This window comes from Serratia marcescens, assembly GCF_006715005.1.
Classification (GTDB): domain Bacteria; phylum Pseudomonadota; class Gammaproteobacteria; order Enterobacterales; family Enterobacteriaceae; genus Serratia; species Serratia montpellierensis.
The window spans coordinates 1,121,072-1,144,666 of record NZ_VFMJ01000001.1 but is presented as its reverse complement, the minus strand read 5'-3'; the positions used below and the strand labels follow the sequence as shown (position 1 = coordinate 1,144,666).

Annotated in this window: 20 protein-coding genes, 2 tRNA genes and 1 riboswitch; of the genes, 8 read left to right on the top strand and 14 right to left on the bottom strand. The window is 58.5% G+C overall.

The window, feature by feature from the left end; all coding sequences use genetic code 11:
* From FHU12_RS05460 to FHU12_RS05445, 4 genes are all read right to left on the bottom strand, one after another.
* On the bottom strand, positions 1–525 hold the full coding sequence (locus FHU12_RS05460) for an Hcp family type VI secretion system effector (RefSeq protein ID WP_004935369.1): 525 nt from the start codon (positions 523–525) through the stop codon (positions 1–3).
* Positions 526–756: 231 nt separating this feature from the next.
* On the bottom strand, positions 757–2,283 hold the full coding sequence (gene tssC, locus FHU12_RS05455; protein WP_019456177.1) for a type VI secretion system contractile sheath large subunit: 1,527 nt from the start codon (positions 2,281–2,283) through the stop codon (positions 757–759).
* Positions 2,280–2,837, bottom strand: coding sequence for a type VI secretion system contractile sheath small subunit (tssB, locus tag FHU12_RS05450; protein WP_038872309.1), 558 nt, complete (start codon positions 2,835–2,837; stop codon positions 2,280–2,282). Before tssB ends, tssC begins: the two co-directional genes overlap by 4 nt.
* Before the next feature lie 24 nt (positions 2,838–2,861).
* A complete protein-coding gene (locus FHU12_RS05445) occupies positions 2,862–3,827 on the bottom strand; it encodes a type VI secretion system protein TssA (protein ID WP_141967908.1) in 966 nt (321 codons plus the stop codon).
* A gap of 1,678 nt (positions 3,828–5,505) precedes the next feature.
* On the opposite strand from FHU12_RS05445, the gene FHU12_RS05440 reads away from it, so the two are divergent.
* A complete protein-coding gene (locus FHU12_RS05440) occupies positions 5,506–5,940 on the top strand; it encodes a DoxX family protein (RefSeq protein ID WP_141967906.1) in 435 nt (144 codons plus the stop codon).
* A gap of 57 nt (positions 5,941–5,997) precedes the next feature.
* On the opposite strand, the gene FHU12_RS05435 is transcribed toward FHU12_RS05440, so the two are convergent.
* The 5 genes from FHU12_RS05435 to FHU12_RS05415 all read right to left on the bottom strand — a co-directional run bounded on the left by FHU12_RS05435 (position 5,998) and on the right by FHU12_RS05415 (position 13,401).
* Positions 5,998–6,630 (bottom strand): ECs1377 family protein, encoded by a 633-nt coding sequence (locus tag FHU12_RS05435; protein WP_141967904.1) that lies wholly within the window; start codon positions 6,628–6,630, stop codon positions 5,998–6,000.
* A 162-nt stretch (positions 6,631–6,792) separates the two neighbouring features.
* Positions 6,793–8,427, bottom strand: a complete 1,635-nt coding sequence (locus FHU12_RS05430) for a cyclic peptide export ABC transporter (RefSeq protein ID WP_237730917.1) — start codon at positions 8,425–8,427, stop codon at positions 6,793–6,795.
* Between the two features lie 11 nt (positions 8,428–8,438).
* Positions 8,439–10,424, bottom strand: coding sequence for a Fe(3+)-hydroxamate ABC transporter permease FhuB (gene fhuB, locus FHU12_RS05425; RefSeq protein WP_141967902.1), 1,986 nt, complete (start codon positions 10,422–10,424; stop codon positions 8,439–8,441).
* Positions 10,417–11,256 (bottom strand): iron-siderophore ABC transporter substrate-binding protein, encoded by an 840-nt coding sequence (locus tag FHU12_RS05420; RefSeq protein WP_260440697.1) that lies wholly within the window; start codon positions 11,254–11,256, stop codon positions 10,417–10,419. Before FHU12_RS05420 ends, fhuB begins: the two co-directional genes overlap by 8 nt.
* 21 nt (positions 11,257–11,277) lie before the next feature.
* Positions 11,278–13,401: a TonB-dependent siderophore receptor gene (locus FHU12_RS05415; protein WP_141967898.1), complete on the bottom strand. Its 2,124-nt coding sequence runs from the start codon at positions 13,399–13,401 to the stop codon at positions 11,278–11,280.
* Positions 13,402–13,587: 186 nt separating this feature from the next.
* On the opposite strand from FHU12_RS05415, the gene FHU12_RS05410 reads away from it, so the two are divergent.
* Positions 13,588–14,337, top strand: a complete 750-nt coding sequence (locus FHU12_RS05410) for an AraC family transcriptional regulator (RefSeq protein ID WP_141967896.1) — start codon at positions 13,588–13,590, stop codon at positions 14,335–14,337.
* A 159-nt stretch (positions 14,338–14,496) separates the two neighbouring features.
* Here the strand turns inward: FHU12_RS05410 and FHU12_RS05405 are convergent.
* A tRNA-Ser gene (locus FHU12_RS05405) sits at positions 14,497–14,586 on the bottom strand.
* Positions 14,587–14,678: 92 nt separating this feature from the next.
* Between FHU12_RS05405 and mtfA the strand changes: the two genes are divergently transcribed.
* Together mtfA and FHU12_RS05395 are read left to right on the top strand one after the other, a co-directional pair.
* On the top strand, positions 14,679–15,479 hold the full coding sequence (gene mtfA, locus FHU12_RS05400; RefSeq protein WP_141967894.1) for a DgsA anti-repressor MtfA: 801 nt from the start codon (positions 14,679–14,681) through the stop codon (positions 15,477–15,479).
* A gap of 99 nt (positions 15,480–15,578) precedes the next feature.
* Positions 15,579–15,654, top strand: a tRNA-Asn gene (locus FHU12_RS05395).
* A gap of 54 nt (positions 15,655–15,708) precedes the next feature.
* Here the strand turns inward: FHU12_RS05395 and gap are convergent.
* The 4 genes from gap to FHU12_RS05375 all read right to left on the bottom strand — a co-directional run bounded on the left by gap (position 15,709) and on the right by FHU12_RS05375 (position 19,668).
* On the bottom strand, positions 15,709–16,719 hold the full coding sequence (gene gap / locus FHU12_RS05390) for a type I glyceraldehyde-3-phosphate dehydrogenase (protein ID WP_025303396.1): 1,011 nt from the start codon (positions 16,717–16,719) through the stop codon (positions 15,709–15,711).
* 77 nt (positions 16,720–16,796) lie between these two features.
* Entirely contained in the window at positions 16,797–17,771 is a 975-nt protein-coding gene (locus tag FHU12_RS05385; RefSeq protein WP_141967892.1) for a GlxA family transcriptional regulator, read from the bottom strand.
* A 126-nt stretch (positions 17,772–17,897) separates the two neighbouring features.
* Positions 17,898–18,632, bottom strand: coding sequence for an SDR family NAD(P)-dependent oxidoreductase (locus FHU12_RS05380; RefSeq protein ID WP_141967890.1), 735 nt, complete (start codon positions 18,630–18,632; stop codon positions 17,898–17,900).
* Positions 18,633–18,645: 13 nt separating this feature from the next.
* Positions 18,646–19,668 carry an LLM class flavin-dependent oxidoreductase gene (locus tag FHU12_RS05375; RefSeq protein ID WP_141967888.1) on the bottom strand — a complete coding sequence of 341 codons (1,023 nt, stop codon included), beginning with the start codon at positions 19,666–19,668 and terminating at the stop codon, positions 18,646–18,648.
* A 150-nt stretch (positions 19,669–19,818) separates the two neighbouring features.
* Positions 19,819–19,921: riboswitch (TPP riboswitch) on the top strand.
* 62 nt (positions 19,922–19,983) lie between these two features.
* On the opposite strand from FHU12_RS05375, the gene tenA reads away from it, so the two are divergent.
* The 4 genes from tenA to FHU12_RS05355 are packed head-to-tail and all read left to right on the top strand — an operon-like array spanning position 19,984 to position 23,139.
* Positions 19,984–20,667: a thiaminase II gene (tenA, locus tag FHU12_RS05370; protein WP_141967886.1), complete on the top strand. Its 684-nt coding sequence runs from the start codon at positions 19,984–19,986 to the stop codon at positions 20,665–20,667.
* Positions 20,664–21,404 carry an ABC transporter ATP-binding protein gene (locus FHU12_RS05365; protein ID WP_141967884.1) on the top strand — a complete coding sequence of 247 codons (741 nt, stop codon included), beginning with the start codon at positions 20,664–20,666 and terminating at the stop codon, positions 21,402–21,404. The genes tenA and FHU12_RS05365 overlap by 4 nt, the downstream gene beginning before the upstream one ends.
* Positions 21,401–22,168: an ABC transporter permease gene (locus tag FHU12_RS05360; protein ID WP_141967882.1), complete on the top strand. Its 768-nt coding sequence runs from the start codon at positions 21,401–21,403 to the stop codon at positions 22,166–22,168. The genes FHU12_RS05365 and FHU12_RS05360 overlap by 4 nt, the downstream gene beginning before the upstream one ends.
* A gap of 35 nt (positions 22,169–22,203) precedes the next feature.
* Positions 22,204–23,139, top strand: a complete 936-nt coding sequence (locus tag FHU12_RS05355; protein ID WP_141967880.1) for an ABC transporter substrate-binding protein — start codon at positions 22,204–22,206, stop codon at positions 23,137–23,139.
* Positions 23,140–23,595: the final 456 nt, after the last annotated feature.

The window sequence follows — 23,595 nt, the reverse complement described above, 5'->3', positions numbered from 1 at the left end:
TCAGATGCGAGCGTTAAGCTTGAGGTCATACCCCGTCTTAATCACCGCACCCATGGAGCCATCGTTGTTTTGCTCTTTGTACTCAACTTCGATACGTGCGAAATTCAGCTTGATAACATCGGTGGGCAGCACGGTATCGATTTCAGTACCGATGGTGGAGTTCAGCGGCATATTACCCACGGTCTTGAATGAGGAAACCAGGCAGTTACTGAAGGTCACGGCAATAAAATCTTGCTGACCCTGGCCTGATTTACGGCAAACAAGTTTTGCCTGAGGAATATGCTCGCCGGTGGCGCACATCAGAAACAGCTTCGGCGAAGCCTTATTGCTTACCATACGGAATTCAAAGTCTTTCATTTCGACTTTGCCGGAACCACCGCCGCTGCCGAATCCCCAGCGCCCGGCATTTTCCTCCGCCCATTGCCAGGCTTGCAGCTGAATCCATCCCGGATAAGTTTGGTCAGGGGATTCACCGTCAACACCTTCAATCTTCAAAAAATAGTCTACTAAAGCTTTAGTGCTCATTTTTGTCTCCTTGACTGATAGGTCCTACTACGTTAATTGAAATGTCTACTCAGATAAGTCGTTATATTGCCTACGCAATCATTGAAATAGCGACAATGGGAACCCGTTAGCCATTAATAAATAGCCATGACGCAGAGAATAACGCCGCTAAATTTCAATGAAATATCAATTCTCACCCACGCCATTTCATAATTAACGTCGGCAATATCCAAACCAATGACCAGCCGTGACTTATCTGCTCCCATCTTTTTTGGCTGACGGAAGTTTTGATACCAATCGCAAGGACACGGTCATGCCTTCCAATTGGTAATGCGGGCGCAAATAGAAATGTGCGCGGTAATAACCCGGATCGTCTTCAACATCCTCAACGCGAACTTCGGCGGCGGCCAATGGGCGGCGCGCTTTCGTCGCTTCCGTCGACACGGAAGGATCGCCATCCACGTAATTCATCAGCCAGTCATTCAGCCACAGCTGCATATCGTCTCTGGAACGGAAAGAACCGATTTTGTCGCGTACGATACATTTCAAATAGTGCGCAAAGCGGCACGTGGCGAAAATATACGGCAACCGGGAGGAAAGCTTGGCGTTGGCCGTCGCATCCGGATCTTCATATTTCGCCGGGGCATGCATGGTGCAAGAACCGATAAAGGCAGCGAAATCAGAATGTTTGCGATACACCAAAGGCAAGAACCCGGCGTCTGACAGCTCTTGCTCGCGCCGATCGGAAATGGCGACCTCCGTCGGGCACGTCAGCTCATAACCGCCCTCATCGGAAGGGAACGCATAGGCGGGCAGTTCCTCCACCGAGCCGCCGGATTCGATGCCGCGGATTTTCGAACACCAGCCGTACTCATGGAAGGCGCGGTTGATGTTGACGCCCATCGCATACGCCGAGTTGGCCCAGGAGAAATCATCATCCATATCCGGCCTGACGGCCTCCTCGAAAGCGAACTCTTCGATCGGGTTGGTCTTTGCGCCGTAAGGCAAACGCGACAGGAAACGCGGCATGGTCAGCACCAGATAACGCGAATCGTTGCTTTCGCGCAGGCGGCGCCAGGAAGCGTATTCCGGCGTGGTGAAAATCTTGCCGATATCCCGCGGGTTGCCCAGTTCGTTCCACTTGCTCATTTGCAGCAGCGACGGCGAAGCGGCGGAGATGAACGGACAGTGCGAGGCGGCGGAAATTTTCGCCAGCTCCGTCAGCAGCGTCACGCTCATCGGGCTGTGATCAAACTCAAAATCGCCGATGATGCAGCCGAACGGCTCGCCACCAAACTGGCCATACTCTTGTTCATAAATTTGTTTGAACACCGGGCTTTGATCCCAGGCCGATCCTCGATAGCGTCGCAAATTGCGCGTCAGCTCATCCTGACTGATGTTCAATACCCGAATCTTCAGCGTTTCGCTGACGTTGGTATTGTCGACCAAATAACTCAGACCTTGCCAGGCGGACTCCAACTTCTGGAACTCCTTATGGTGCAAGATATTGTTCATCTGCTGCGAAAGCTGCTCATCGATCTGGGCGATCAGCGATTCAATGGTCAATACGACATCCTGGCTGACCTTGACCTTGCCCTGGTTGGCATATTCGGACAGCGTGCCGATGGCCCGACGAACCGCTTCTGAGGCCTCGTTCGTTCTGGGCCGGAACGAACGCTTGAGCAGACCGTCAAGCTCGTTTTCCGTTTCCTGCGTTTCAACTTCAGCGACTGCCGTTGCCTGCTGTTTAGCTGAATAGCGTCGTTGCCTCGCTCTCATTCCTCATCTCCTTTATTGCCCGAATCCTGCACATCCTGTTCCGCATCCGCGACCGTTTTACGTGCATCCGTCACCAAACGATGCAGAAAATCGGGCTTCTCCAGCAGATTCTTCACCACCTCTTCCGCGCTGGATTTACCGTCCATATACGTGATGAGTTCCGTGAGATGTTCCCGGGCCTCCAGCAGGCGTTGCATCTGCGGAACCCGTTTGGCGATGGCGCCGGGCGAAAAATCCTCCATCGATTCAAACTCTAATTCCACATCCAACAGCGCATCGTCCTCACTCAGCGTATTCTCCACGTAAAATTGAAGACGAGGTTTAATGGCGCGCATGCGGTCGTTGAAATTGTCCTGATCAAACGTCAGGAATTTCCGCTCTTCGATCGGCAGCAAAGGCTTTTTCCGATGCCCAGAGAGATCGGACATGACCCCCGTGACGAAAGGTAACTCTACTTTCTTTTGTGAACCGTAGAGCTCTACGTCATATTCAATTTGCACGCGGGGCGCGTTATTTTTACCGATAAATTTCTGAGAGCTTGAGTCCTTAGCCATTGGAAAACTCCTTTGTGAGAAAAATTACTTCCCGGACAATTGATTTAACGAGGCCAGAGATTCCGGCAAAAGCTCCTCAACAATCGTCGCGAAGTCCATACCGATCATTTTTTGCGAACGTCGAATAAGAATGGGGGCCGGATGGCTGGGCTCATAGTTTTGGAAGTAGTCCAAAACCTGGTCCAACAGCAAGATGACATCCTGCCGGGAACGGATATATTTGCCAGGCAGCGTGGCCGGCGCCTCCGCCGCTTCCGCGTCGGCCGGCGCAGCGCCGATCTCCTCCGGCAATTCCTGCTGTTCGAGAGAGAGCAATTGGCGGCTGAAGAGCGCTAAATAGTCGCGTACCTGGCGGCAGTCCAGCCGGTAATCTTCAGCCTGCAGGTTGGCGTAGTTTTCCACGCGCTCCAGGGCGTCGATTCCCTGCGACAGCTGTTCTTTTAATGACGGCATATTTCTGCCGGCAAAATAGCTGTCAGCCTGCCCCAACACCTTCACCACTTCCGAAAAGTGCAGGCTTTTGCCTTCCTGCTCGTCAATTCGCATATTGAGCAGTTCATCGGTGGTTAACGGCGTGTCGGGGAAGATCTTGCTGTTTTTGATTTCGTGCAGGCAGGACGAGGTGGCGAGCCAGCCTAATGCGGCAGCGTGAAAACTGTCCGCCGCCGGCTCCATATCGGCCTGAGGGAATATAGTGCTCCCCTCTTCGGCATATTTGCCGTCGATAGTCGTGATGCCTTGATAGACAGCCGAAAAACCATCGATATGAAGATTAGCGCGCATAAACCACAGCACGACATGCAAATCGAAGCACTGTTCAAGCAAGGCGGCAGATTGCTCGCGAATAGCATGCCAATTGATATCGCGTGCATTGTCCACGGCATTCAGCGGATCGGTTTGGCTATCGAATTCCGATAACGTGAATTCAATTTCACTGTATCGAGGGTCAAATTCGACGCCGTTAACTGCTATTGAGATGACTTCATTCATGGCCTGATATCCTTTTCATCAGCACTACAAACATAAAGCCTATAAACATGGGCTTTTACATTCGCCAGTCTTTCCCAGAGTCCTTTTAGCGTAATTAGTCGTCACCAAGCCCGCAAATTGTTTAGATGTATTAATATTAACAACAATAATAGATTAAACCTATCAATAAAAACCCAGTGATCGGTTTAAACTATTTTACATTTACATATTTATTTTTTCATTTTAAAATCAATAACTTGCAAACAATAATTATGCAAGCTAATAATAGGAAAAAAATCAAAAAATGCCGTAAAAACAACGTTTCTCTGTTGGTAGGACAATTCCAATAAAACACCCGAATATAAATAATTTATTAAACAAATGATAACTACAGTAAATAGTGAAATTTTTTCATAAAACCATGACAGTCATTCGTTTCTTGCGAGCGGGCAGCACGCAATGATCATGAGAACACGATGACAGTGTGACTTTCATTTCCAGCACTCAGTACTTACAAATGCGAAACCTGGTGTGAAAATAAACAATTTGGCGAGAGTTTTGATTATTAATTTTAAAGCTTAGGTTCTGCGTTAACATTCCGCCGTGGCGCACCTAACGCGGTATTGACGCGCAAACAGCTGGGTTGATAAAGCACATTTTTTATAGTTAACCCAGGGTAATGATCAGATTAACTTAAGATTCATCCCCCCCATTCACCGACGTATTCTTTTACGTCCGGCCAGCACTGAGTCAGCATCTAAAAAATCGCTGGGTTCGATAAAGTGGTATAAATAATATCACTTCACCTGCCGGCAAAATAACCACTTCAACCTTACGGCAGCGACAACCCCGTTATGGCCAGCGATCCACTCCATGCTCAAAGGATGTTTTCCTAACTGATAAGACCACTAATTTGATACTAGCAAAGCCAAAACCAATATCAAGGTAAATTATTATTTTTTTAATAAAAAATTAACAAATTAATATACAAACACCAAACAATTCAGCAACTTGAAAAATCAGTAATTCTATTATTTTTGGTCTGATAAAAATAGTTCACCAAAGTTTACAGCCGATCATAATGCCACTCATAAAATCAGTCGGAATCTCTTCACCGTTGAATTCACATCAAAAAAAAAGGGAAAAACCGGAAATAAAAGCAGCATGCGGCATTCCTTCCCACAGGATCAACTTTCGCAAAACAAAATAAGCAAGATAATTCCCAATAAGATGGCGAAAAAGAACCGCTAATTAGTTAGCGGTTCAAAATAAAAACAACATTAACCCTATAGAGTTACACCACACGCGCGTCGTCGATTTTTATTAAGGAAAAAAACCTTATTGATCTTTATGTTGCCGCCATCCTCACACAGTGATGCAGCCGCAACTCCGGGGGCAAAAACAGGCATAAAAGGAATGTGCAGCAGCATAACCAGGTAACGCATGAAAACGACCCAGAGACTTTTTTTACCCTACGTTCAGCCGGTGTGAGAATGTTATTCCGGGTGAAAAAGCTGAACGCAACCTCCCCTCCCTCCTTGAACGTGCGTTCCCTGAGAGAGCCGCCGCCTTTCAGCTATGCCTCCACCTCACGCGAAAAGTCGGTGCGAAGCCCACCGTTTTACTGATCCAGGACATCTTTCGCATTCACCTGGCTGGTACATTGATTGAAAATCATTCCTATTCAGGAGAAAAGGCCATGGTTAAGTCACTGAATGCGGCATTCATTCGTCTTTTTGATCGCCCGGACGCCGGCAAGTTGGCGCTCAGATTGACCTTCGGCGGGCTGATGTTGTTTCACGGCGTAGCGAAAATTCAGCATGGCGTCGGCTGGATCGCCGACGCGCTGCAGGAACAGGGGCTGCCCGCCTTTATCGCCTATGGCGTGTATGTGGGCGAGATCCTGGCGCCGATACTGATCATTTTGGGGCTGTTCACCCGCCCCGCCGCACTGGTTTACGCCATTACGCTGGTGGTGGCATTCCTGATGGTGGGCACCGGCAAGGTATTCACCGTCACCGACGTCGGCGCCTGGGGCATTGAAAACGAACTGGTGTTCTTTATGGGGGGGCTCGCTATCCTGCTGCTGGGCAGCGGGAAATACGCGATTGCGCGCAATGAAGCCTATCGATAAGCGGTAGCATTAATAAGGAGGTTCTTGGTTTGAACCTCCTCGGTGCGGAAACGGCGTTTAACTCTCGGCCAGGCGGTACACCGGAACCTTGCGCGTCGTGCCGGTCAGGGTGTCGAAGATCTCCGTTTCCGCCGTCACGATCGCCATGCCGGATTTTCTTAGCCTGCGCACCTCGGCGGCAATGCGCTGGATGCCGAACCAGAACAGACCGTCCAGCGCCGTGATCCGCAGCCCTTGCTCCAGCGCCAGCTTAAGCCGCTCCCGCGGTGCCTTGAGCGTTTTGGCGATTTCCCGGTAAGGCAGCGCATCCACGCCCGACGCAGATGTTCGGTGAATACGGGTCGACATGCTGTACTGAAAGGCCTCCGGCACGCCGCTCAAATCGCTTTTCAAGCTGTAGACGCAGCCGAAACGCTTGCCGTTGAACACCACATTCTTCTGGCTGAGCGGCAGCTCATCCCGAATTCCGGCGATCAGCTGCGGCGCCCTGACCAACAATAACCGGAAAGGCAATTCGAAACTGGTTACGTAGTCTACGTTGAGCAGCGCAATGCGCAGCCGCTCCTCCGCCCCGGCCTGCGTCTCGCGGCACTCGTTCAGCACCTCGCTCCACTGGTGCGCGAGCCGCGGGGCCTCATCCAGCGGCGCGAAATGGTATTTCTCGATGTGATAGTCGATTTTTTCGTTCATGTCCGTTGGCCCCCGCGTCAGTCATCATTGCCATCAGCAAATTACCTTACCTGCGGGCAACAGTACACTATCACCGCATTCACTTTCCTGAGGAAAGCCGGGGCGAATCATCAAGCATGAGGGAAAAAAGCCAAATATCGTGCTGGGTGAAAACGATGAGCATCATGACGGCACGCCACGCGTCGATGGGACCACCTGCCCCGATTCCAGCTTGATGATGCGATCCGCCAGGTAGAAATAGCGATCGTCGTGAGTAATCGCGATGACCGTTTTGCCTTCGGCCTTCAGCATCGGCAAGAGTTCAAGGTAAAACACCGCCTTAAACTCAGGATCCTGATCGGCGGCCCACTCATCAAACAGATAAACCGGGCGCTCTTCCAACCACGCCTGCAGTAAAGCCAGCCGTTTTCGCTGCCCCTGAGAGAGCGCGATTGTTGAAAAACGGCCGTGGGCAAAACTGACTTTATGGCTTAACTTCAGCAGGCGCAGCAGATGTTCGACCTGCTTTTGCGTGCGCTCAGTGACGAACGCCACATCGTCAAAAAGAAAGAAGTCGTTGAACACCACCGAAAAATGCCGACGGTATATTTCCAGAAGATCGTCGCTGACCGGCTCGCCGTTAAGCAAAATCGCGCCGTTATCAGGCGGGTAAATTCCCACCAGCAGATTCGCCAACGTCGTCTTGCCGCTGCCGTTGCCACCGACGATAAAAATGAGTTCACCGGGCGCAATGTGCATATTCAGCGGGCCAAGGGTGAAATGCTCCCCTTCTTCGTTCTGATATTGGTAACGGACATTATCCAACGCCAACGAAGCAAAAGGGGGTGGCGTAAAATGGCGCTGTGGAACTTCGGGCCTGAGTTGCGCGCGCAGCGACTGTACCCGCTGCATGGCCACCCGCGCGCCGGCCAGGGTGGGCAGCGCGGATAACAGCCCTTCGACCGGCACAATCATATACAGAAACACCATGATATAGCCGGTAAGCGCCCGTTCGTCCAAAGCCAGCCCGTCACGCAAGCTGAACAACACCAGGCCGATGAAAGCGAAAAACAGCGCGCTTCCCCAACTGCTCGCCAAACCGTACAACACGTAACCGCGGGTTCTCTCCCGGCGAACCGCGTCAATATTCTGCGCCAGTTCACCGCTGACGAATTGACGACGGCGCACCGCGTTCAGCCGAAACTCCCTCGCACCGTCAAACAATTTTTTGCATTGCTGAATCAGCGTATCTTCGCGCTGACGCGATCGGCGCAACAAACGCATCGCGGGGCCGTGCGCGGCGCGGTAGCCCAGGCTGCCGCAGACAATCACCGCCAATGCCAGCGCCAGTACGCTCAATGACAGGCTGCCAAGGTAAACCAGGCAGCCAACGATAACGGCGCCGAAAATCAGCAGATTGGGCAGATTGACGAAAAACACCACCAGCGTATCGAGATCCTGTGTCAGCACCGACAGCGTTCTTGCCATCCCCGCTTTCTCCAACAGCAGCCAGCGCGTTTCGCTGACGTCTTGCACCAGCTCGCTGCGCAAGCGCGCCTTCACCTTTTGTCCCAGCGCCATAAACGTGGTTTGAGAAACCACGCGCGTCGCCAGCATCAACAGCGTCAGTAACGCAAAATCGCCTCCCGGACTCAGCCATGACGCCTCATTGGATTGCGTCAGACCATGATTGATCATCGCCAGCAAAGAGGCATTGCACAGCCCGCTGACGACACCGGCGACCACGGCGAGCAGTAGCCAACCGCGCACCATACGAAACAACATCATTAATACCGACATGCCGAATTCCTTGCTCATACTCACACTTTTTATGGTTTTGACCGGGCTGTCTTATTACGAATTAACGGCCATACCAGCAGAGGGACACCGATCAGCGACGCCACCAACCCGACCGGCAGCTGGCGCGGGTAGAGCGCATTGCGCCCCAGCCAGTCGGCAACGGTCATGATGGCGGATGACAACAGCGCGGCGGTGTAGAGCTGCATCAGCGGCCCTTTCGCGCCCATCTTGCGCGCCAGATGCGGCCCCAGTAGGCCGATGAAAGACACCGGGCCGACCAGTAACGTCGCCAGCCCGGTCATGACGGCCGCCATAGCCAGCACGCTGAAACGTGCGCGCGGCAAGGGCACACCGAGCGCGCCGGCGACGTTGCCCATCGGCAACAGCACCAGCCAGCGGCGGAACAGCGGCATCAGCGCCAGGAGAACCAGCGTGATGACAAACACGCCTTCGGCCAACGACGCGCCGACGTAATAGGTACTGCCCGTCATCAGCGGCAACAACACCGCACTTGCGGCAAGATTGTTGAGCATCACGATGCTGACCGCTGCCTGGCATAGCGCATTCAGCGCCAAACCATTGAGCAATACCCGCTGCGGATTAAAGTCACTTCGACGGCTGTTCCACAACGTCAGCAACAGGCTTATCAACGCGCCCCCCAGGCTACTCACCAACAGCCAGCCACTGCCGCCAGCGGGAAGCAAAAACACAAAGGCCGTAACGCCCATGGCCGCGCCACCGCCAATACCCAGCACTTCTGGGCTGGCGAGCGGGTTCCCGCTCACCCGCTGCATCAACACGCCGGCCCCCGCCAGCAGCGCACCGGCGCTCATCGCCGCCAGCAGTCGTGGCAACCGCAATGGCAGCAGGTTCGCCAGCTCCCCTCTTTCCGCCCAGTGCCAATGCTGCAGTCCATGACCGAAACATAAAGAGACCCCGATCCCCGCAGCCAGAATGCCGGCCGACAACCAGATGAACCGTTGTTGATGCGAGGTCTGCGACACCGGCAACGGCGGCGCAAGATCGATGCTTTGCTGTCGTGCAAAACGCGCCAGCAGCATCAGCAACGGGCCGCCGGTAAGGGCGGTCAGCATGCCGACGGGCAGCAGCTGGCCGCTCTCCAGCGACACGCGAGAGACGCAAAGATCGGTCAGCCACAGGAGACCCGCACCGATGAGCGCCGTATGCAACACCATTTGCCGGGATGTTCGCGCGCCGCCAAAGCGCGCCAGATGAGGCGCTGCGAGCCCCAAAAAACCGATGACGCCGACTGCGTTAATGATGAGGGCGCTCATGGTCAGCGCCAGCAGCACCGCGGCGGCGCGGATGCGCACCGGCGATGCGCCGAGGCTGCTGACCACGGTTTCCGGCAGTTGCAGCAGTTCAAGCGGGCGTAGCAAGAACAACAGGCCCACTACGCAGACGGCGAGCCACGGCAACATCCGCAGCAGAATTTGCCCGTCTTCCACCGCCAGCGAACCGCCTCCCCACATCAGCACCTGAAGTAAAAAGCGATCGTTGATAATGGCGATCAGCAAGGTCAGCGCCCCGCACCACAAATTGATCATGATGCCCGCCTGCACCATCGCCAGCGGCGACATACGCTGACGCCAGCTGAGCGCCAGCACGCACGCCAGCGCCGCAATCTCACCGGCAATCACCACGGCGGTGCGCGCGCCGACCAGCAGCGACGGCAACCACAACGACGCCAGCCCCATCGCCAACGTCGCCCCGGCGGTCATGCCGAGCGTCATCGGCTCCGCCAACGGGTTGCGCAACGCACGCTGCATTAACCAGCCGCACAGCCCCAGCGTCGCGCCCCCCACCATCGCCATACCCTGACGCGGCAACCACATGCTATGCAGGATAATGGCCGTCGGATCGAGATTATGCTCGGAGAACAACGCGACAATGCCGCCCTGCCGATGAATATCGGCCAGCGCCAACGGCAACGACATCAGCCACAACGCGGCGATTACCCCCCAGGAAAGACGGCGGGAAAAAGATTCATGCATCACGCCACCTCATCATCATCCCGGTAAAAATATCGGCAAAGCGCCCGGCGGTAATCAGGGCGCCGGCATCGCTGATGTTTTCTTCTATCAGGTTCAGGTTGCGCGCAGAGGTCAGCGGCAGACGTTGCCACAGCGGGCTTTGGCGCCATTGAGACACCAACTCCCGCTGTTCGTCAGGCGTCAACAGCATCAGCCGCGCATTCAGATCGGCGATGCGGGTCAGCTCCACCAGCACGCTACCTTCGGCTCCCGCGCCGCCCTGCCATCCGTTGCGCAGCCCGCAGGCGGCCAATACGTCACCGGGAAGGCTGCCTGCGGTGTATACCCGCAGGTGCAGCGCATCTACCGGGGCGGCGAGCAGCGCCGGACGTTCAACCTGCCGCGCCAGCAGCGAGGCGCGGCTCAGCTTGTCGTTCAGGCTGGCCAATATCTGCGCGGCCTGAGGCTGCCGCTGAAGCCGTTCGCCCAATTGCCGGGCGGCGCTGATGAGTTCCGCCAGCCCATGAGCCGGTAGCGCGATCGTCGGCGCGATGCGTTCAAGCGCCGGCTTCAGCAACGCATGCTGCGGCGTGATGACAATCGCGTCCGGCCGCAGTGCGTACAGCGTTTCCAGATTGGGCTGGAACAGCAGGCCAAGATCCAACGCCGATGCAGGCAGCGCAGGCGTCGGGATCAGCTTGCGATACCAATCCGGCGCCGAGACGCCCGCCGGAGTCACCCCCAGCGCCAACAGAATTTCCGTCAGTCCCCAATCCAACACGGCCAGCTTTTGCGGCGGCCGGCCGGCGTCGGCCCGCGCATAAAGCGGGGCCAACAGGAGAGCGGTCAACAACCTGCGTCGTGACAGCATCGGTCACCACTTATAGCTGAGGGTCGCGATGTACTGGCGTTTCAGCGCATACTCGCAGCCATTGTTGGAGCAGGAAGCCAGGTAGGTTTTGTTGCCGAGATTGGCGGCATTCAGCGCCAGCTGCCATTGGCGCCACTGATAGCCGACGCGCGCATCGTAGACCGTGGCCGCCGGCACCTTCAGGCCGTTGTCCGTGGTGGCGTAGCTGGTGCCGACATAGCGCACGCCGCCGCCCAGCGTCACACCGTCAAGCGCACCGTCGAAGGCATACTGGCTCCAGAGCTTGGCGGTATTGCGCGCAATGCCCACCGGACGCTTGCCCTGCGTATCGTCGTTGGCACTCAGTACTTTCGGATCGGTCAGGTTGTACGACGCCAGCACCGACCACGCCGGCGTGATATTGATGCGGCCATCAAGCTCAACCCCGCGCGAGCGCACTTCGCCGGTCTGCACGCTGAAGTTCGGGTGATCGGGATCGGCGGTCGCCACGTTGGTTTCCCGCAGGTCGTACAACGCCAGGGTAAACAAGGCATCCAGCCCGACCGGATCGTATTTCAACCCCACTTCCGTCTGCTTGCCTTCGGTCGGTTTAAAGGCGTGGCCGTAAAAGTCATTGCTGCTGCTCGGCACAAACGACGTGGAATAGCTGATGTAAGGCGCCAATCCGTTATCGAAGTGGTACAGCAGCCCGGCGCGCCCGGTCGTTGCATAGTCATTGCGCTCGGTACGAGCGTCGTTCAGCAGATCGATACTTTTGGTTTTCGCCGCGTCGTAACGGCCGGCCAGGTTCAGGATCCAGCTCCCCAGTTCGAGTTGGTCCTGGAGATAGAGCCCGGTTTGATCGAGCGTATTGTGCGTACTGCTATCGAGCGGCGGTATGGCCACCGGCACGCTATAGTCCGGGTTGAGGAAGTTAATCGGGCTGGCGTCGCCGTAGCCCGACTGGCTGCGCACCGAGGTATGCATGCGATCAATCCCGGTCAGCAACGTATGTTTCACCCGACCGGTATCAAAGTGGAATTCAGCCTGGTTATCCACCGCGAAGTTGGTCATGCTCTCCTTCAGGTTCATCGAATAGCGATCGATGAGCGGCGCATCCGCATGCACACCCCATGGATAGACCATCAGATAGTCGCCGGTGCTGCTGAGGTAACGCAGATTCTGGCGGAAAGTCACCGTATCGTTGAAATCGTGCCGGAACTGGTAACCAATGCTGCCCTGCTGGCGTTCGTACTTGTCGAAGCCCGGCTGGCCACCATAAAAACGGGTCGAGATGTGGCCGTACGGGTTGGGCGTCAAGGTGCCGGAAAGCGGCATCTGGTTGTAGAATCCGCTGTCCGGATCTTTGCGCAGCTGCGAAATAATCGTCAGGCTGGTGTGCGCATCCGGCTGCCACGTCAGCGACGGCGCGATGTCATAATGCTGATAGCGGGTGTGATCGACCTGGGTTTCGGTATCAAAAAAGGTCCCCGCCACGCGCCCCAACAGCGTGCCGTTATCGTTCAGCGGCCCGGTGGCGTCGACGCCGGCGCCAAACTGGTTTTCGTTGCCCGCGCTGACATACACCTCACCGGACGGGGTCGCCTGCGGCGTTTTGCTGACCAGGTTGACGATCCCGCCGGGATTCGCCTGGCCATACAGTACCGAGGAAGGGCCTTTGACCACTTCGATACGCGACAGCAGGAACGGATCCCACGCCGGACGGCTCCACCACGCTTCGCGCGGCAGCCGCAGGCCATCAAGGTATTCGTCGGCTTCAAAACCGCGCACGATGATGGTGTCGAAACGGGTATCCGGTCCGGCGCTCTCCGAGTTGACGCCGGAAACATAGCGCAGCGCTTGCGGGACGTTTTTCGCCGCTTGCGCGTCAATCTCCGCTTGCGTCACCACCGAGATGCTCTGTGAAGTGCGGCTAATTGGCTGGTTTGACTTCGTCGCGGAGGCGGCGCCGTGCGCCACCAGCGTGCTCTCGTCATCCTGATCCTGAGACGCCGCCGCGCTCACCACCAGCGTCTCTTCTTTTGTGGTATGCTGCCCGCCATCCGCGGTAAAGGCTTGCCCGCTATAGCCTGCGATTATCGTATATACCAGCACTTTCAACGGTTTTTCCCTGAAAAATTTGCCCATCTGTCTCATCGCCTTTCCGACTGTTAGTAGAATTTGATGGAAATGATAATTATTCAACTTTAAAAGAGAAGCCCGTTCATGGCAGAATGGCGCTACCGACAGTCAGGATGTCGCCAGACGGACAAACGTTGTCCGTTATCGCAGCAATAGGCACAAATGGTGAGAACCGGACAGAGGCAGGTAAACATGACATCCCATCACGCTATTGAAGGCCTGCGTCAGCTGCGCTACAGCCCCGGCAGCCAAGAGCCCGTCCATCAGCATGAGCAGGGGCAGCTGATTTTGCCGCTGCGCGGCGTGGCGAAAATCGCCACCGCGCAGCATATCTGGCTGCTCTCGCCGGGCCGCGCCATTTGGCTCCCCAGCGGCACGCCGCACGGTCTGGAAGCCATCAATGACGTCGTGACGTACAACATCTACTTTACGCCGCCCTTTTCTCGCCGCTATGGCGCACGGCCTCAGGGGCTGAGCGCCACTCCCCTGTTGTATCCCCTGATTGCCGCCGGGCTTGAAAACGCCATTTCCGCCGAACGGCTTACGCTCATTCAAAATCTGCTGAGCGATGAGTTTCAACGCATGCAAAGTGGCCAACTGTGTCACGTGGCCCTGCCGAACGACCGGCGCCTGCGCCAGGTATGCGATGCTTTATGCCGCGAGTTGGGTCATGGCGAGACGCTCGCCTGGTGGGGAAAAAAGGTCGGCGCCAGCGAACGCACCCTGGCACGGCTGTTCCGCGAAGAGACCGCGTTGAGTTTTTCCGAATGGCGCCAGCAAATTCGCCTGTTGGAGGCGGTATGCAATCTGGCGCGCGGCGTGGCCGTGGGTCAACTGGCCCACGAACTGGGTTATGCCAGCCCTAGCGCGTTCATCGCCATGTTTCGCAAAAAACTGGGCGTGTCGCCGCAACGCTATATTCAAAGCGCGCTGGAAGTATGAGAGTCAGGGGAACTTCAGGTGACGGAATACCACTATGGCGCGCGAATACGCGGAGAAAATCGGCATCAGGCAATGGATTGTGGTTCAGTGATTTGGCGCCAGGCCAGCGCTATCTGTGATGGGGATCGTTGAAAGATTTATTCGTAAGTGATTGAATAGTGGCGGAGAGAGGGGGATTTGAACCCCCGGTAGAGTTGCCCCTACTCCAGTTTTCGAGACTGGTCCGTTCAGCCGCTCCGGCATCTCTCCTAACAACGCTTGCTATCATGCCCGCTTTTACGGCATTTTTACAGCATTAGCACACCGCTGAACGTTCAAGTGACGACTTTACGAGCAACCTGATGATTAAATGGCCGTGGAAAGCGACTCAACCCTCTCAACCCCAGGCAGACACTCAGGCCCAGTGGCAGGACGCGTTGGCGATCCCGCTGCTCTCGCCGCTGAATGAGCAGGAGCAGCAGCGGCTGGTGGCCGTTGCCGGGCAGATCTTGCAGCAAAAGCGCATCGTGCCGCTGCAGGGGCTGCAGCTCACCTCGCAAATGCAGGCGCGCATCGCCCTGCTGTTCGCCTTACCGGTGCTGGAACTCGGCGCGGAGTGCCTCGACGGCTTCAACGAAATTCTGCTCTACCCCACCCCGTTCGTGGTGGAAGACGAATGGCAGGACGAAATTGGCCTGGTGCACTCGGGGCCGGTGGTGCAGTCCGGCCAGAGCTGGGAACAGGGGCCCATCGTGCTCAACTGGCAAGACGTGCAGGACTCTTTCGATCTTTCCGGTTTCAATCTGGTGATCCACGAAGCGGTGCACAAGCTGGATATGCGCAACGGCGGCGTCGCCACCGGCGTGCCGCCGATCCCGCTGCGCGAAGTGGCCGCCTGGGAGCACGATCTGCACGCCGCGATGGAAAGCCTGCAGGACGAGATAGACATGGTCGGTGATGAGGCCGCCAGCATGGATGCCTACGCCGCCACCGATGCGGCCGAGTGCTTCGCCGTGCTGTCGGAGTATTTTTTCAGTGCCCCCGAGCTGCTGGCCGAACGCTTTCCGGCGCTGTATCAGCACTTTTGCCGCTTCTACCGCCAGGATCCGCTGGCGCGCCTGCTGCGCGCCCAGGCGGAAAACGACGCGCAATGGGCTGATTGACGGGCGCATTGCTCAGATACCGAGCAGTCGCACCACTCCAGGCAATTTAGCGTTGACACACCCGGGGCCGCTGGATATCATGCGCCCCGTTCACACGATTCCTCTGTAGTTCAGTCGGTAGAACGGCGGACTGTTAATCCGTATGTCACTGGTTCGAGTCCAGTCAGAGGAGCCATATTTAGAGAAGCCCGCTTAAGGAAACTTAAGCGGGCTTTTTGCTATGGGGCGTTTACAGCCCGCGTTTTTCCATCAGCAGCGCCAGATCGACCAACCGATTGGAGAAGCCCCATTCGTTGTCATACCAGGCGAGCACTTTCACCAGGTTGCCGCCGATGACCAGCGTAGACAAACCGTCGATAATCGACGAACGCGCATCGCCCCGGTAGTCGCTCGACACCAGCGGTTCATCGCTGTAGCCCAGGATCCCTTTCAGCGGGCCGGACGCCGCCGCCGCGCGGAAAGCGGCGTTGATTTCCTCCACCGTCGCCGGGCGTTTCAGCGTCACCGTCAGATCGACGATCGAGACGACCGGCACCGGCACTCGCAGCGAGTAACCGGTCAACCTGCCGTCCAGATCCGGGATCACCTTGCCGAGCGCCTTGGCCGCGCCGCTGGAATAAGGCACGATCGATTCCGCCGCCGCCCGCGCGCCGCGCAGATCTTTTTCCGGCTGATCGTGCAGCGCCTGGCTGTTGGTATAGGCGTGAGTAGTGTTCATCAGCCCGTATTCGATGCCGAACGCCTGATGCAGCACCTGCGCGGCGGGCGCCAACCCGTTAGTGGTACAGCTGCCGTTGCTGACCACTTTATGCAGCGCCGGATCGTAGAGCTGGTCGTTAACCCCCATGACGATAGTGATGTCGTCATTCTTGGCCGGCGCCGAGATAATCACCCGCTTGGCGCCGCCGTGCGTGATGTGCACTTCCGCCTTGGCCTTGTCGGTAAAGAAGCCCGTCGCTTCGATCACCACGTCTACGCCCACGCTGCTCCAGGGGATCTCGGCGGGATCGCGCTGCGAAAACACCTGAATCGGCCGGCCGTCCAGCAGCAGCTGGTTGTCGCCGGCTTCCACCCTGGCCGCCAACGTGCCGGAAAGCGTGTCGTATTTCAGCAGGTGCGCCAGCGTTTTGCTGTCCGTCAGATCGTTGATCGCCACCACTTCAAAATCGCTGCGCCCCAGCGCCGCGCGCAGCACGTTGCGTCCGATCCTGCCAAATCCATTAATGCCTACTCTCACCATGATGCACTCCTCGTTTTGGGCTTTGCCTCAAATCTAGCCCTGCCCCGAGGCGGCGTAAATGACGTTTACCGATCAATTTACGCCAAATTGCGCGCATGAAAGCGTTCGCGGTATTCGCTCGGGGTCAGCTGCAGTTTGCGCTCAAACACCCGCCGCAGGTTAAGGCCGTTGCCAAAGCCGGTGGCCAGGGCGATCTGCTCGATGCCTTCCACACTTTGCTCCAGACGCTGTCTGGCGGTATGCAACCGCCCTTCTTCGACGAATTTGGCGGGAGAAATGCCCGTCTCGCGGGTGAACACGCGGGTAAAGTTGCGCGGACTCATCGCCACGCGTTCGGCCAACCGATCGACGCTGAGATCGTCGGCGAGGTTTTCCAGGATCCAGGATTGCAGGTCGCGGATCGGGCCCGGCGATTTGGCCTGGTTGAGCGGGTAGCGGCTGAACTGCGCCTGCCCGCCGGGGCGACGCAGAAACATAACCAGATCCTGCGCCACTTCGCGCGCCTGCACGAAGCCGTAATCGTCCTCCACCAGCGCCAGCGTCAGATCAAAGCCGGAACTGACGCCGCCGGAGGTCCAAATCGGCCCGTCCTGCACGTAGATCGGGCCGTTTTCGACCTGCACCCGCGGGAAGCGTGCCTGCAGCGTTTCCGCCAGCCGCCAGTGAGTGGTCGCCCGCCGCCCGTCCAGCAATCCGGCTTCGGCCAGCAGCAGAGCCCCGCCGCAAACGGAAGCGATACGGCGCGTCTGTGGCGCCGCGCGGCGCAGCCAATCCGCCACCAGGGCGCCCTCTTCTTCCGTCGCCCCCTTGCCGGCAACAATGACGGTATCGCGCGGCAGGGCCGGATCGAGATCCACCAGGCGATGATCGGCCAACAGGCTCAGCCCGGACAGGCCGTGCACCACCCGATGGGATTGCGTGGTGGCGACCGCGATCTGATACAGCGGCGTCTCGGCAGGGCTCAGACGGTTAGCCTGCATCAGGATATCCGCGATGCCCGCCGCTTCGAACAGCATGCCCCCTTCAGGGACGATAATCAGGAATGTGTGCATGGCAAAAATAGAGAAAACAGTCAAAACAGGCCAGACAACCACTGTATAAGAAAAGCGCCGCGGGTTCACCCTGCGGGCATAAAAAAGCCCGCCGATAACCTCGACGGGCCAGGAAGGAATAACCATTCAAACCTGCGGCAAGCTCACCCCGCCAGCGCGCGCCAATTGCGCCAACAGCGCCGTTTGAAACGCCTCGTCGTGTACCGCCGCGTGGGGTTCGAGGCGCTGCTGATGGTGCCAATAACCGCCGGACGCCAGAGCCTGCGGTTCATCGCTGCTCACCAGCCACGCCTGCGTCACATGCCCCAGCGCCAGATCGTCGGGCGCGTCCGCGCCGCCCATTTTTGTCGGCACCCAACCGGGATCGACCGCGCTGCTGATCACGTCAGGCCACAGGCGCGCCACGGCGGCGGCCAGCGCGGTGACGAACAGTTTGCTGTCCGAATAAGAGCCTGCGGCGCCGCCAAGCCAATCCACGCCGTTCAGTTCCGCCACGCCGTCAAAGTGCATGCTGCTGCTCAGGTAGACGATACGCGTGGGGCGTTCGATCAGGGCCGTCAGCAGATAGGGCGCTATGACGTTCACCGGCATCACCTGCGGCCCGGTAAACATGCCGGCATTGTGGATCACCGCGTCCGGGCGACCGAGGCGATTGACCAGCTCGGCAAGCTGCCGGATCTGCTGTACATCGGACAGATCGCCGATCGTCGCCTGAGCGCCGCGATCCAACAGATCGCGCACCGCGTCCAGACGGCCGGGCTCACGCGCATGCAGAATCACCTGATGCCCTTCGTCCAACAGCGTTTGTGCGGCGGCGCGGCCCAGCCCGTCTACCGAACCGGTAATGAAAATGCGTGACATGTCACTCCTCCGTTTAGCGCCAGCCGAGCGCCGGCGCGACATGGGTTAAAATCGATTCGATGACGTGGGCGTTGTAATCCACGCCCAGCTGGTTAGGCACGGTCAGCAGCAGCGTATCCGCTTCGGCGATGGCCTCGTCCTGTGCCAGTTGCTTGATCAGCACGTCCGGCTCGGCGGCATAGCTGCGGCCGAAAATCGCTCGGGTCTGCGCGTCGATATACCCCAGTTGATCGCCCTCCTTGCCACCGCCGCCGAAGTAGTTGCGATCCCGCTGGTCCACCAGCGCGAAGATGCTGCGGCTCACGGAAACCCGTGGCTCGTGCGCGTGGCCGGCCTCTTGCCAGGCGGCGCGGTAGGCGCGGATCTGCTTGGCCTGCTGGATGTGGAAGGGTTCGCCGGTCTCGTCGTTCTTGAGCGTCGAGCTTTGCAGGTGCATGCCGAGCTTCGCCGCCCAGACGGCGGTGGCATTGGAACCGGCGCCCCACCAGATGCGGTCGCGCAGCCCGGCGGAAAACGGCTCCGGCCGCAGCAGCCCGGGCGGATTCGGGAACATCGGCTGCGGATTGGGTTCGGCGAACCCTTCGCCGCGCAGCGCTTCCAGGAACACTTCGGTATGGCGGCGGGCCATGTCTGCGTCGGTCTCGCCGTCGGCCGGGGCATAGCCGAAATAGCGCCAGCCATCGATCACCTGCTCCGGCGAGCCGCGGCTGATGCCGAGCTGCAGCCGCCCGCCGGCGATCAGATCCGCCGCGCCGGCGTCTTCCACCATGTACAGCGGATTTTCATAACGCATGTCGATCACGCCGGTGCCGATCTCGATGCGTTGGGTTTTGGCGCCGATGGCGGCCAGCAGTGGGAACGGCGACCCCAGCTGGCGCGCGAAGTGGTGTACGCGAAAATAGGCGCCGTCCGCCCCCAGATCTTCGGCGGCGACCGCCAGATCGATAGACTGCAGCAGCGCATCCGCCGCGGAACGGGTGCCGGACTGGGCGGAAGGCGACCAGTGGCCAAACGAGAGAAAACCAATTTTTTTCATCGGGAATCGTCCTCAAAGGCAAAATCATCGGCCTACAGTGACAAAAATCGCGCGCTCTGCGCCAGCAAAATCGCCCCCGATCGCACTAAACGAACCGATTGCCGCCGCGCCGCCCGGCGATTGTAATCAAAAAACAAATGTCGTATAACAAGCAGCTCCGAGGGGTGTCCTGTTACGGGCTGAGATGGCGCAAGCCGAACCCTTTGAACCTGATCTGGGTCATGCCAGCGAAGGGACGGTTAGGCAACAACGCTCTCACCCGTTGCCTGTTCATACCCCAGCGTGCCCGGATCTCCACTGACTCAAGGAGGTCCCATGTCCATCACTACCCTGTTCGAAAGCGGTCTTTACGGCCGGCTGCGCCACCATGCCGGCAGCCACTGGCAAGATTACGTCGATCACCCGTTTCTGCAGCAGCTGGCCGCCGGCACCTTGCCTGAACGCGCTTTTCGCCGCTACCTGACGCAGGACTATCTGTTCCTGCTGCACTTCGCCCGCGCCTACGCGCTGCTGGTCAGCAAGCTGCGCACCCTGCCGGAGATGCGCGCCGCCACCGCCTCGCTCAACGGCATCGTCGCCGAACTGCCGCTGCACGTGGCCTACTGCGCCGAATGGGGGTTGAGCGAAGCGCAGATCGCCGCCCAGCCGGAAGCGGCGGAGACCATGAACTACACCCGTTACGTGCTGGATATCGGCCATGCCGGCGACGCCCTCGACCTGCTGGCCGGCCTGCTGCCCTGCGTGGCCGGCTATGCCGAAATCGGCCTGCGGCTGCTGCACGATCCCGCCACCAAGATGGAGGGCAATCCTTACGCCTCCTGGATCCGCAACTACGGCGACGAGGGCTATCTGGCCGGCGTGCGTGCCGCCATCGAGCTGCTCGAGACCGTCGGCCACCAGCGCGGCGCGCAAAGCCGCCTCACCGAGCTGGCGCAGATTTTCACCACCGCCACCCAGCTGGAATCGGCATTTTGGCAGATGGGGCTGAACGCTTCATGACCTCCCCGCTTCTCCCGCCCGGCATCCAGGTGCGGGATCTCAGCCTGCGTTTCGGTCAGCAAATCGTCTTCGACCGGCTGAGCTTCGACATCGCCGGCGGCAGCTTCGTCGCCCTGCTCGGCGCCAGCGGCGCCGGCAAAACCAGCCTGCTGAAGATCATCGCCGGCCTGGCGCAGGCCAGTTCGGGCACGGTGACCGGCAGCGACGGTTTGCCGATCGCCGGGCGCATCGCCTACATGGGGCAAAAAGACCTGCTCTACCCGTGGCTGACCGTCGAAGAGAACGTCGCCCTCGGCTCGCGGCTGCGCGGCGAAGTGACGGATCGGGCGTGGGTGGCGCATCTGCTGGAGCGCGTAGGCCTGGTCGCGCATGGCCGCAGCCTGCCCGCCGCGCTGTCCGGCGGCATGCGCCAGCGCGCCGCCATCGCCCGCACGCTCTACGAACGCCAGCCGATCGTGCTGATGGACGAACCCTTTTCCGCGCTGGACGCCATTACCCGCGCCGAGATCCAAAGCCTGGCCGCCGAGCTGCTGGCGCAAAACACCGTACTGCTGATCACCCACGACCCGATGGAAGCCTGCCGCCTGAGCCACCGGCTGCTGGTGCTGTCGCCCTGGCCGCTGGGCCTCGACGATACCCACCGCATCAGCGGGCAACCGCCACGCGCGCCGGATGACGCCGACCTGCTGAAAAGCCAGGCCGAGCTGCTGCAACAGCTGGTGAGGGCCGCGCAATGAAGATTGCCAAAGAGCGTGGGCTTACCCGCCTGCGGCGTGGGCTGACGGTGTTTGCCGGGCTGCTGCTGCTGTGGTGGCTGGCGGCGCAAAGCGGCATTCCGGCCTTTCTGCTGCCCACGCCGAGCGCGGTGGCGCAGGCGCTGTGGGACGGGCGCGGCTATCTCGCCTGGCACACGCTGGTCACGGCTTCGGAGATCGTCAGCGGGCTGGTGCTGGGCGTGATGCTCGGCGCGGCGCTGGCGCTGTGCATGATCTTCTCGCCGCGGCTGCAGCGCTGGCTGATGCCGCTGGTGCTCACCAGCCAGGCGATACCGGTGTTCGCCCTGGCGCCGCTGCTGGTGCTGTGGTTCGGCTTCGGCATGAGCGCCAAGGTGGCGATGGCGGTGCTGGTGATTTTCTTCCCGGTGGTGTCGGCCTTTTTCGACGGGCTGCGCCGGGTCAACAACGACTATCTCGATCTGGCGCGCACGATGCGCGCTTCGCGCTGGGCGCAGCTGCGGCACGTGCGGCTGATGGCGGCGCTGCCGGCCTTCGGCTCCGGCCTGCGCATGGCCGCCGCCGTCGCGCCGATCGGCGCCATCATCGGCGAATGGGTCGGCTCGGCCGAAGGTCTGGGCTACGTGATGCTGAACGCCAACGCGCGCATGCAGACCGACGTCTGCTTCGCCGCGCTGTTTATTTTGGTGCTGATGACCGTGCTGCTGTGGGCCGCGGTGGATGCGCTGCTGCGGCGCCTGATCGCCTGGGCGCCGGAAAACGACTGATGATTGCAACCATAACCAGGGATAAAGGAACGACCATGATCAAACAAACCCTCTGCGGGCTGCTGCTGGGCGCCGCCATCACCGGCCAGGCCGGCGCGGCCGAAAAGCTGACGCTGGTGCTCGACTGGTACATCAACCCCGATCACGCGCCGATTATGGTGGCCGAGCAGATCGGCGCCTTCAAGGCCGCAGGGCTGGACGTCAAGATCGTGCCGCCGTCCGATCCGGCGCTGCCGCCGCGGCTGGTGGCCGCCAAACAGGCCGACCTCGCCATCACCTATCAGCCGCAGCTGCATTTCTTCGCCGATCAGGGCCTGCCGCTGATGCGCGTCGGCACGCTGATCAACACGCCGTTGAATACGGTGATCGCGCTGGATAAAAACATCACGTCGCCGGCGGATCTCAAGGGCAAAACGGTGGGTTACTCGGTCAGCGGCATCGAACAGGCGACGCTGGCCACCATGGTCGAACACGAGCACCTCAAGCCGCAGGACATCAAGCTCATCAACGTCAACTTCCAGCTGACCAGCGCCCTGCTGGCGGGCCAGGTCGATGCGGTGATCGGCGGCTACCGCAACATCGAAGCGCTGGAGCTGAAACTGCAGGGCAAGACGCCGGTGGTGTTCAACGTCGAAGATTACGGCGTGCCGGCCTACGACGAGCTGATCATCGTCGCCAACCGCGATGCGGTGAACGAGCCGAAAATCCGCAAGTTCCTCGCCGCGTTGAAGCAAGGCAGCGACTACCTGCATGCGCACCCGCAGGACACCTGGCTGGCGTTCGCCAAAGCGCACCCGGAGCTGAATACCGAGTTGAACAAACAGGCGTGGCAAGCCAGCCTGCCGCTGTTCGCCCGCGATCCGGCCAAGTTGGATCGCGCGCGCTACCAGGCTTACGAACAGTTCCTGTTCGACAACAAGCTGATCAAGAAAATCACCCCGCTCGAGGCATACGCCGTCGAATTACGTTGAGATTGTCACCGCCGGCGCGCGCTGCCCGCCGGCGGTGACCCCATCGCTCCGCGAAAATCGAGCGACGGGGCCAGGCGCCCGTAAAACGCCGTTTCACGGCCACATGCGCTCACCTGAAAATACCCGCCTCGAAAAATGATTCTCTCAGCATTCGACGATTAAACGTTATCGTCAAAACGGTATCCGTTAAAATAATTACCCGCAAAAAACCATCCACGCTAATAATTAATTTCGATTAAAAAACCACGATTGTTTTATCTACTAATAATATCCCTCAGAGAAACCACACTCTTATATACCAAAATATAATACCCGCTAACATTGAATAAACTCGCACCGACAATTAATACTTAGTGTCCGAGCAAGGAGATTTCACGTCATTATTTCAACGCCCGCAGAGATATACGCGGCACGGTTTTCGCGCTTATGCGCAACAATAATTATTTCATAACGCCA

What these genes read in the sequence shown, in the direction of transcription:
- FHU12_RS05460 (WP_004935369.1), bottom strand. Translation starts at nt 525, where the DNA reads ATGAGCACTAAAGCTTTAGTAGACTATTTTTTGAAGATTGAAGGTGTT.
- tssC (WP_019456177.1), bottom strand. Translation starts at nt 2,283, where the DNA reads ATGAGAGCGAGGCAACGACGCTATTCAGCTAAACAGCAGGCAACGGCA.
- tssB (WP_038872309.1), bottom strand. Translation starts at nt 2,837, where the DNA reads ATGGCTAAGGACTCAAGCTCTCAGAAATTTATCGGTAAAAATAACGCG.
- FHU12_RS05445 (WP_141967908.1), bottom strand. Translation starts at nt 3,827, where the DNA reads ATGAATGAAGTCATCTCAATAGCAGTTAACGGCGTCGAATTTGACCCT.
- FHU12_RS05440 (WP_141967906.1), top strand. Translation starts at nt 5,506, where the DNA reads ATGGTTAAGTCACTGAATGCGGCATTCATTCGTCTTTTTGATCGCCCG.
- FHU12_RS05435 (WP_141967904.1), bottom strand. Translation starts at nt 6,630, where the DNA reads ATGAACGAAAAAATCGACTATCACATCGAGAAATACCATTTCGCGCCG.
- FHU12_RS05430 (WP_237730917.1), bottom strand. Translation starts at nt 8,427, where the DNA reads ATGAGCAAGGAATTCGGCATGTCGGTATTAATGATGTTGTTTCGTATG.
- fhuB (WP_141967902.1), bottom strand. Translation starts at nt 10,424, where the DNA reads ATGCATGAATCTTTTTCCCGCCGTCTTTCCTGGGGGGTAATCGCCGCG.
- FHU12_RS05415 (WP_141967898.1), bottom strand. Translation starts at nt 13,401, where the DNA reads ATGGGCAAATTTTTCAGGGAAAAACCGTTGAAAGTGCTGGTATATACG.
- FHU12_RS05410 (WP_141967896.1), top strand. Translation starts at nt 13,588, where the DNA reads ATGACATCCCATCACGCTATTGAAGGCCTGCGTCAGCTGCGCTACAGC.
- mtfA (WP_141967894.1), top strand. Translation starts at nt 14,679, where the DNA reads ATGATTAAATGGCCGTGGAAAGCGACTCAACCCTCTCAACCCCAGGCA.
- gap (WP_025303396.1), bottom strand. Translation starts at nt 16,719, where the DNA reads ATGGTGAGAGTAGGCATTAATGGATTTGGCAGGATCGGACGCAACGTG.
- FHU12_RS05385 (WP_141967892.1), bottom strand. Translation starts at nt 17,771, where the DNA reads ATGCACACATTCCTGATTATCGTCCCTGAAGGGGGCATGCTGTTCGAA.
- FHU12_RS05380 (WP_141967890.1), bottom strand. Translation starts at nt 18,632, where the DNA reads ATGTCACGCATTTTCATTACCGGTTCGGTAGACGGGCTGGGCCGCGCC.
- FHU12_RS05375 (WP_141967888.1), bottom strand. Translation starts at nt 19,668, where the DNA reads ATGAAAAAAATTGGTTTTCTCTCGTTTGGCCACTGGTCGCCTTCCGCC.
- tenA (WP_141967886.1), top strand. Translation starts at nt 19,984, where the DNA reads ATGTCCATCACTACCCTGTTCGAAAGCGGTCTTTACGGCCGGCTGCGC.
- FHU12_RS05365 (WP_141967884.1), top strand. Translation starts at nt 20,664, where the DNA reads ATGACCTCCCCGCTTCTCCCGCCCGGCATCCAGGTGCGGGATCTCAGC.
- FHU12_RS05360 (WP_141967882.1), top strand. Translation starts at nt 21,401, where the DNA reads ATGAAGATTGCCAAAGAGCGTGGGCTTACCCGCCTGCGGCGTGGGCTG.
- FHU12_RS05355 (WP_141967880.1), top strand. Translation starts at nt 22,204, where the DNA reads ATGATCAAACAAACCCTCTGCGGGCTGCTGCTGGGCGCCGCCATCACC.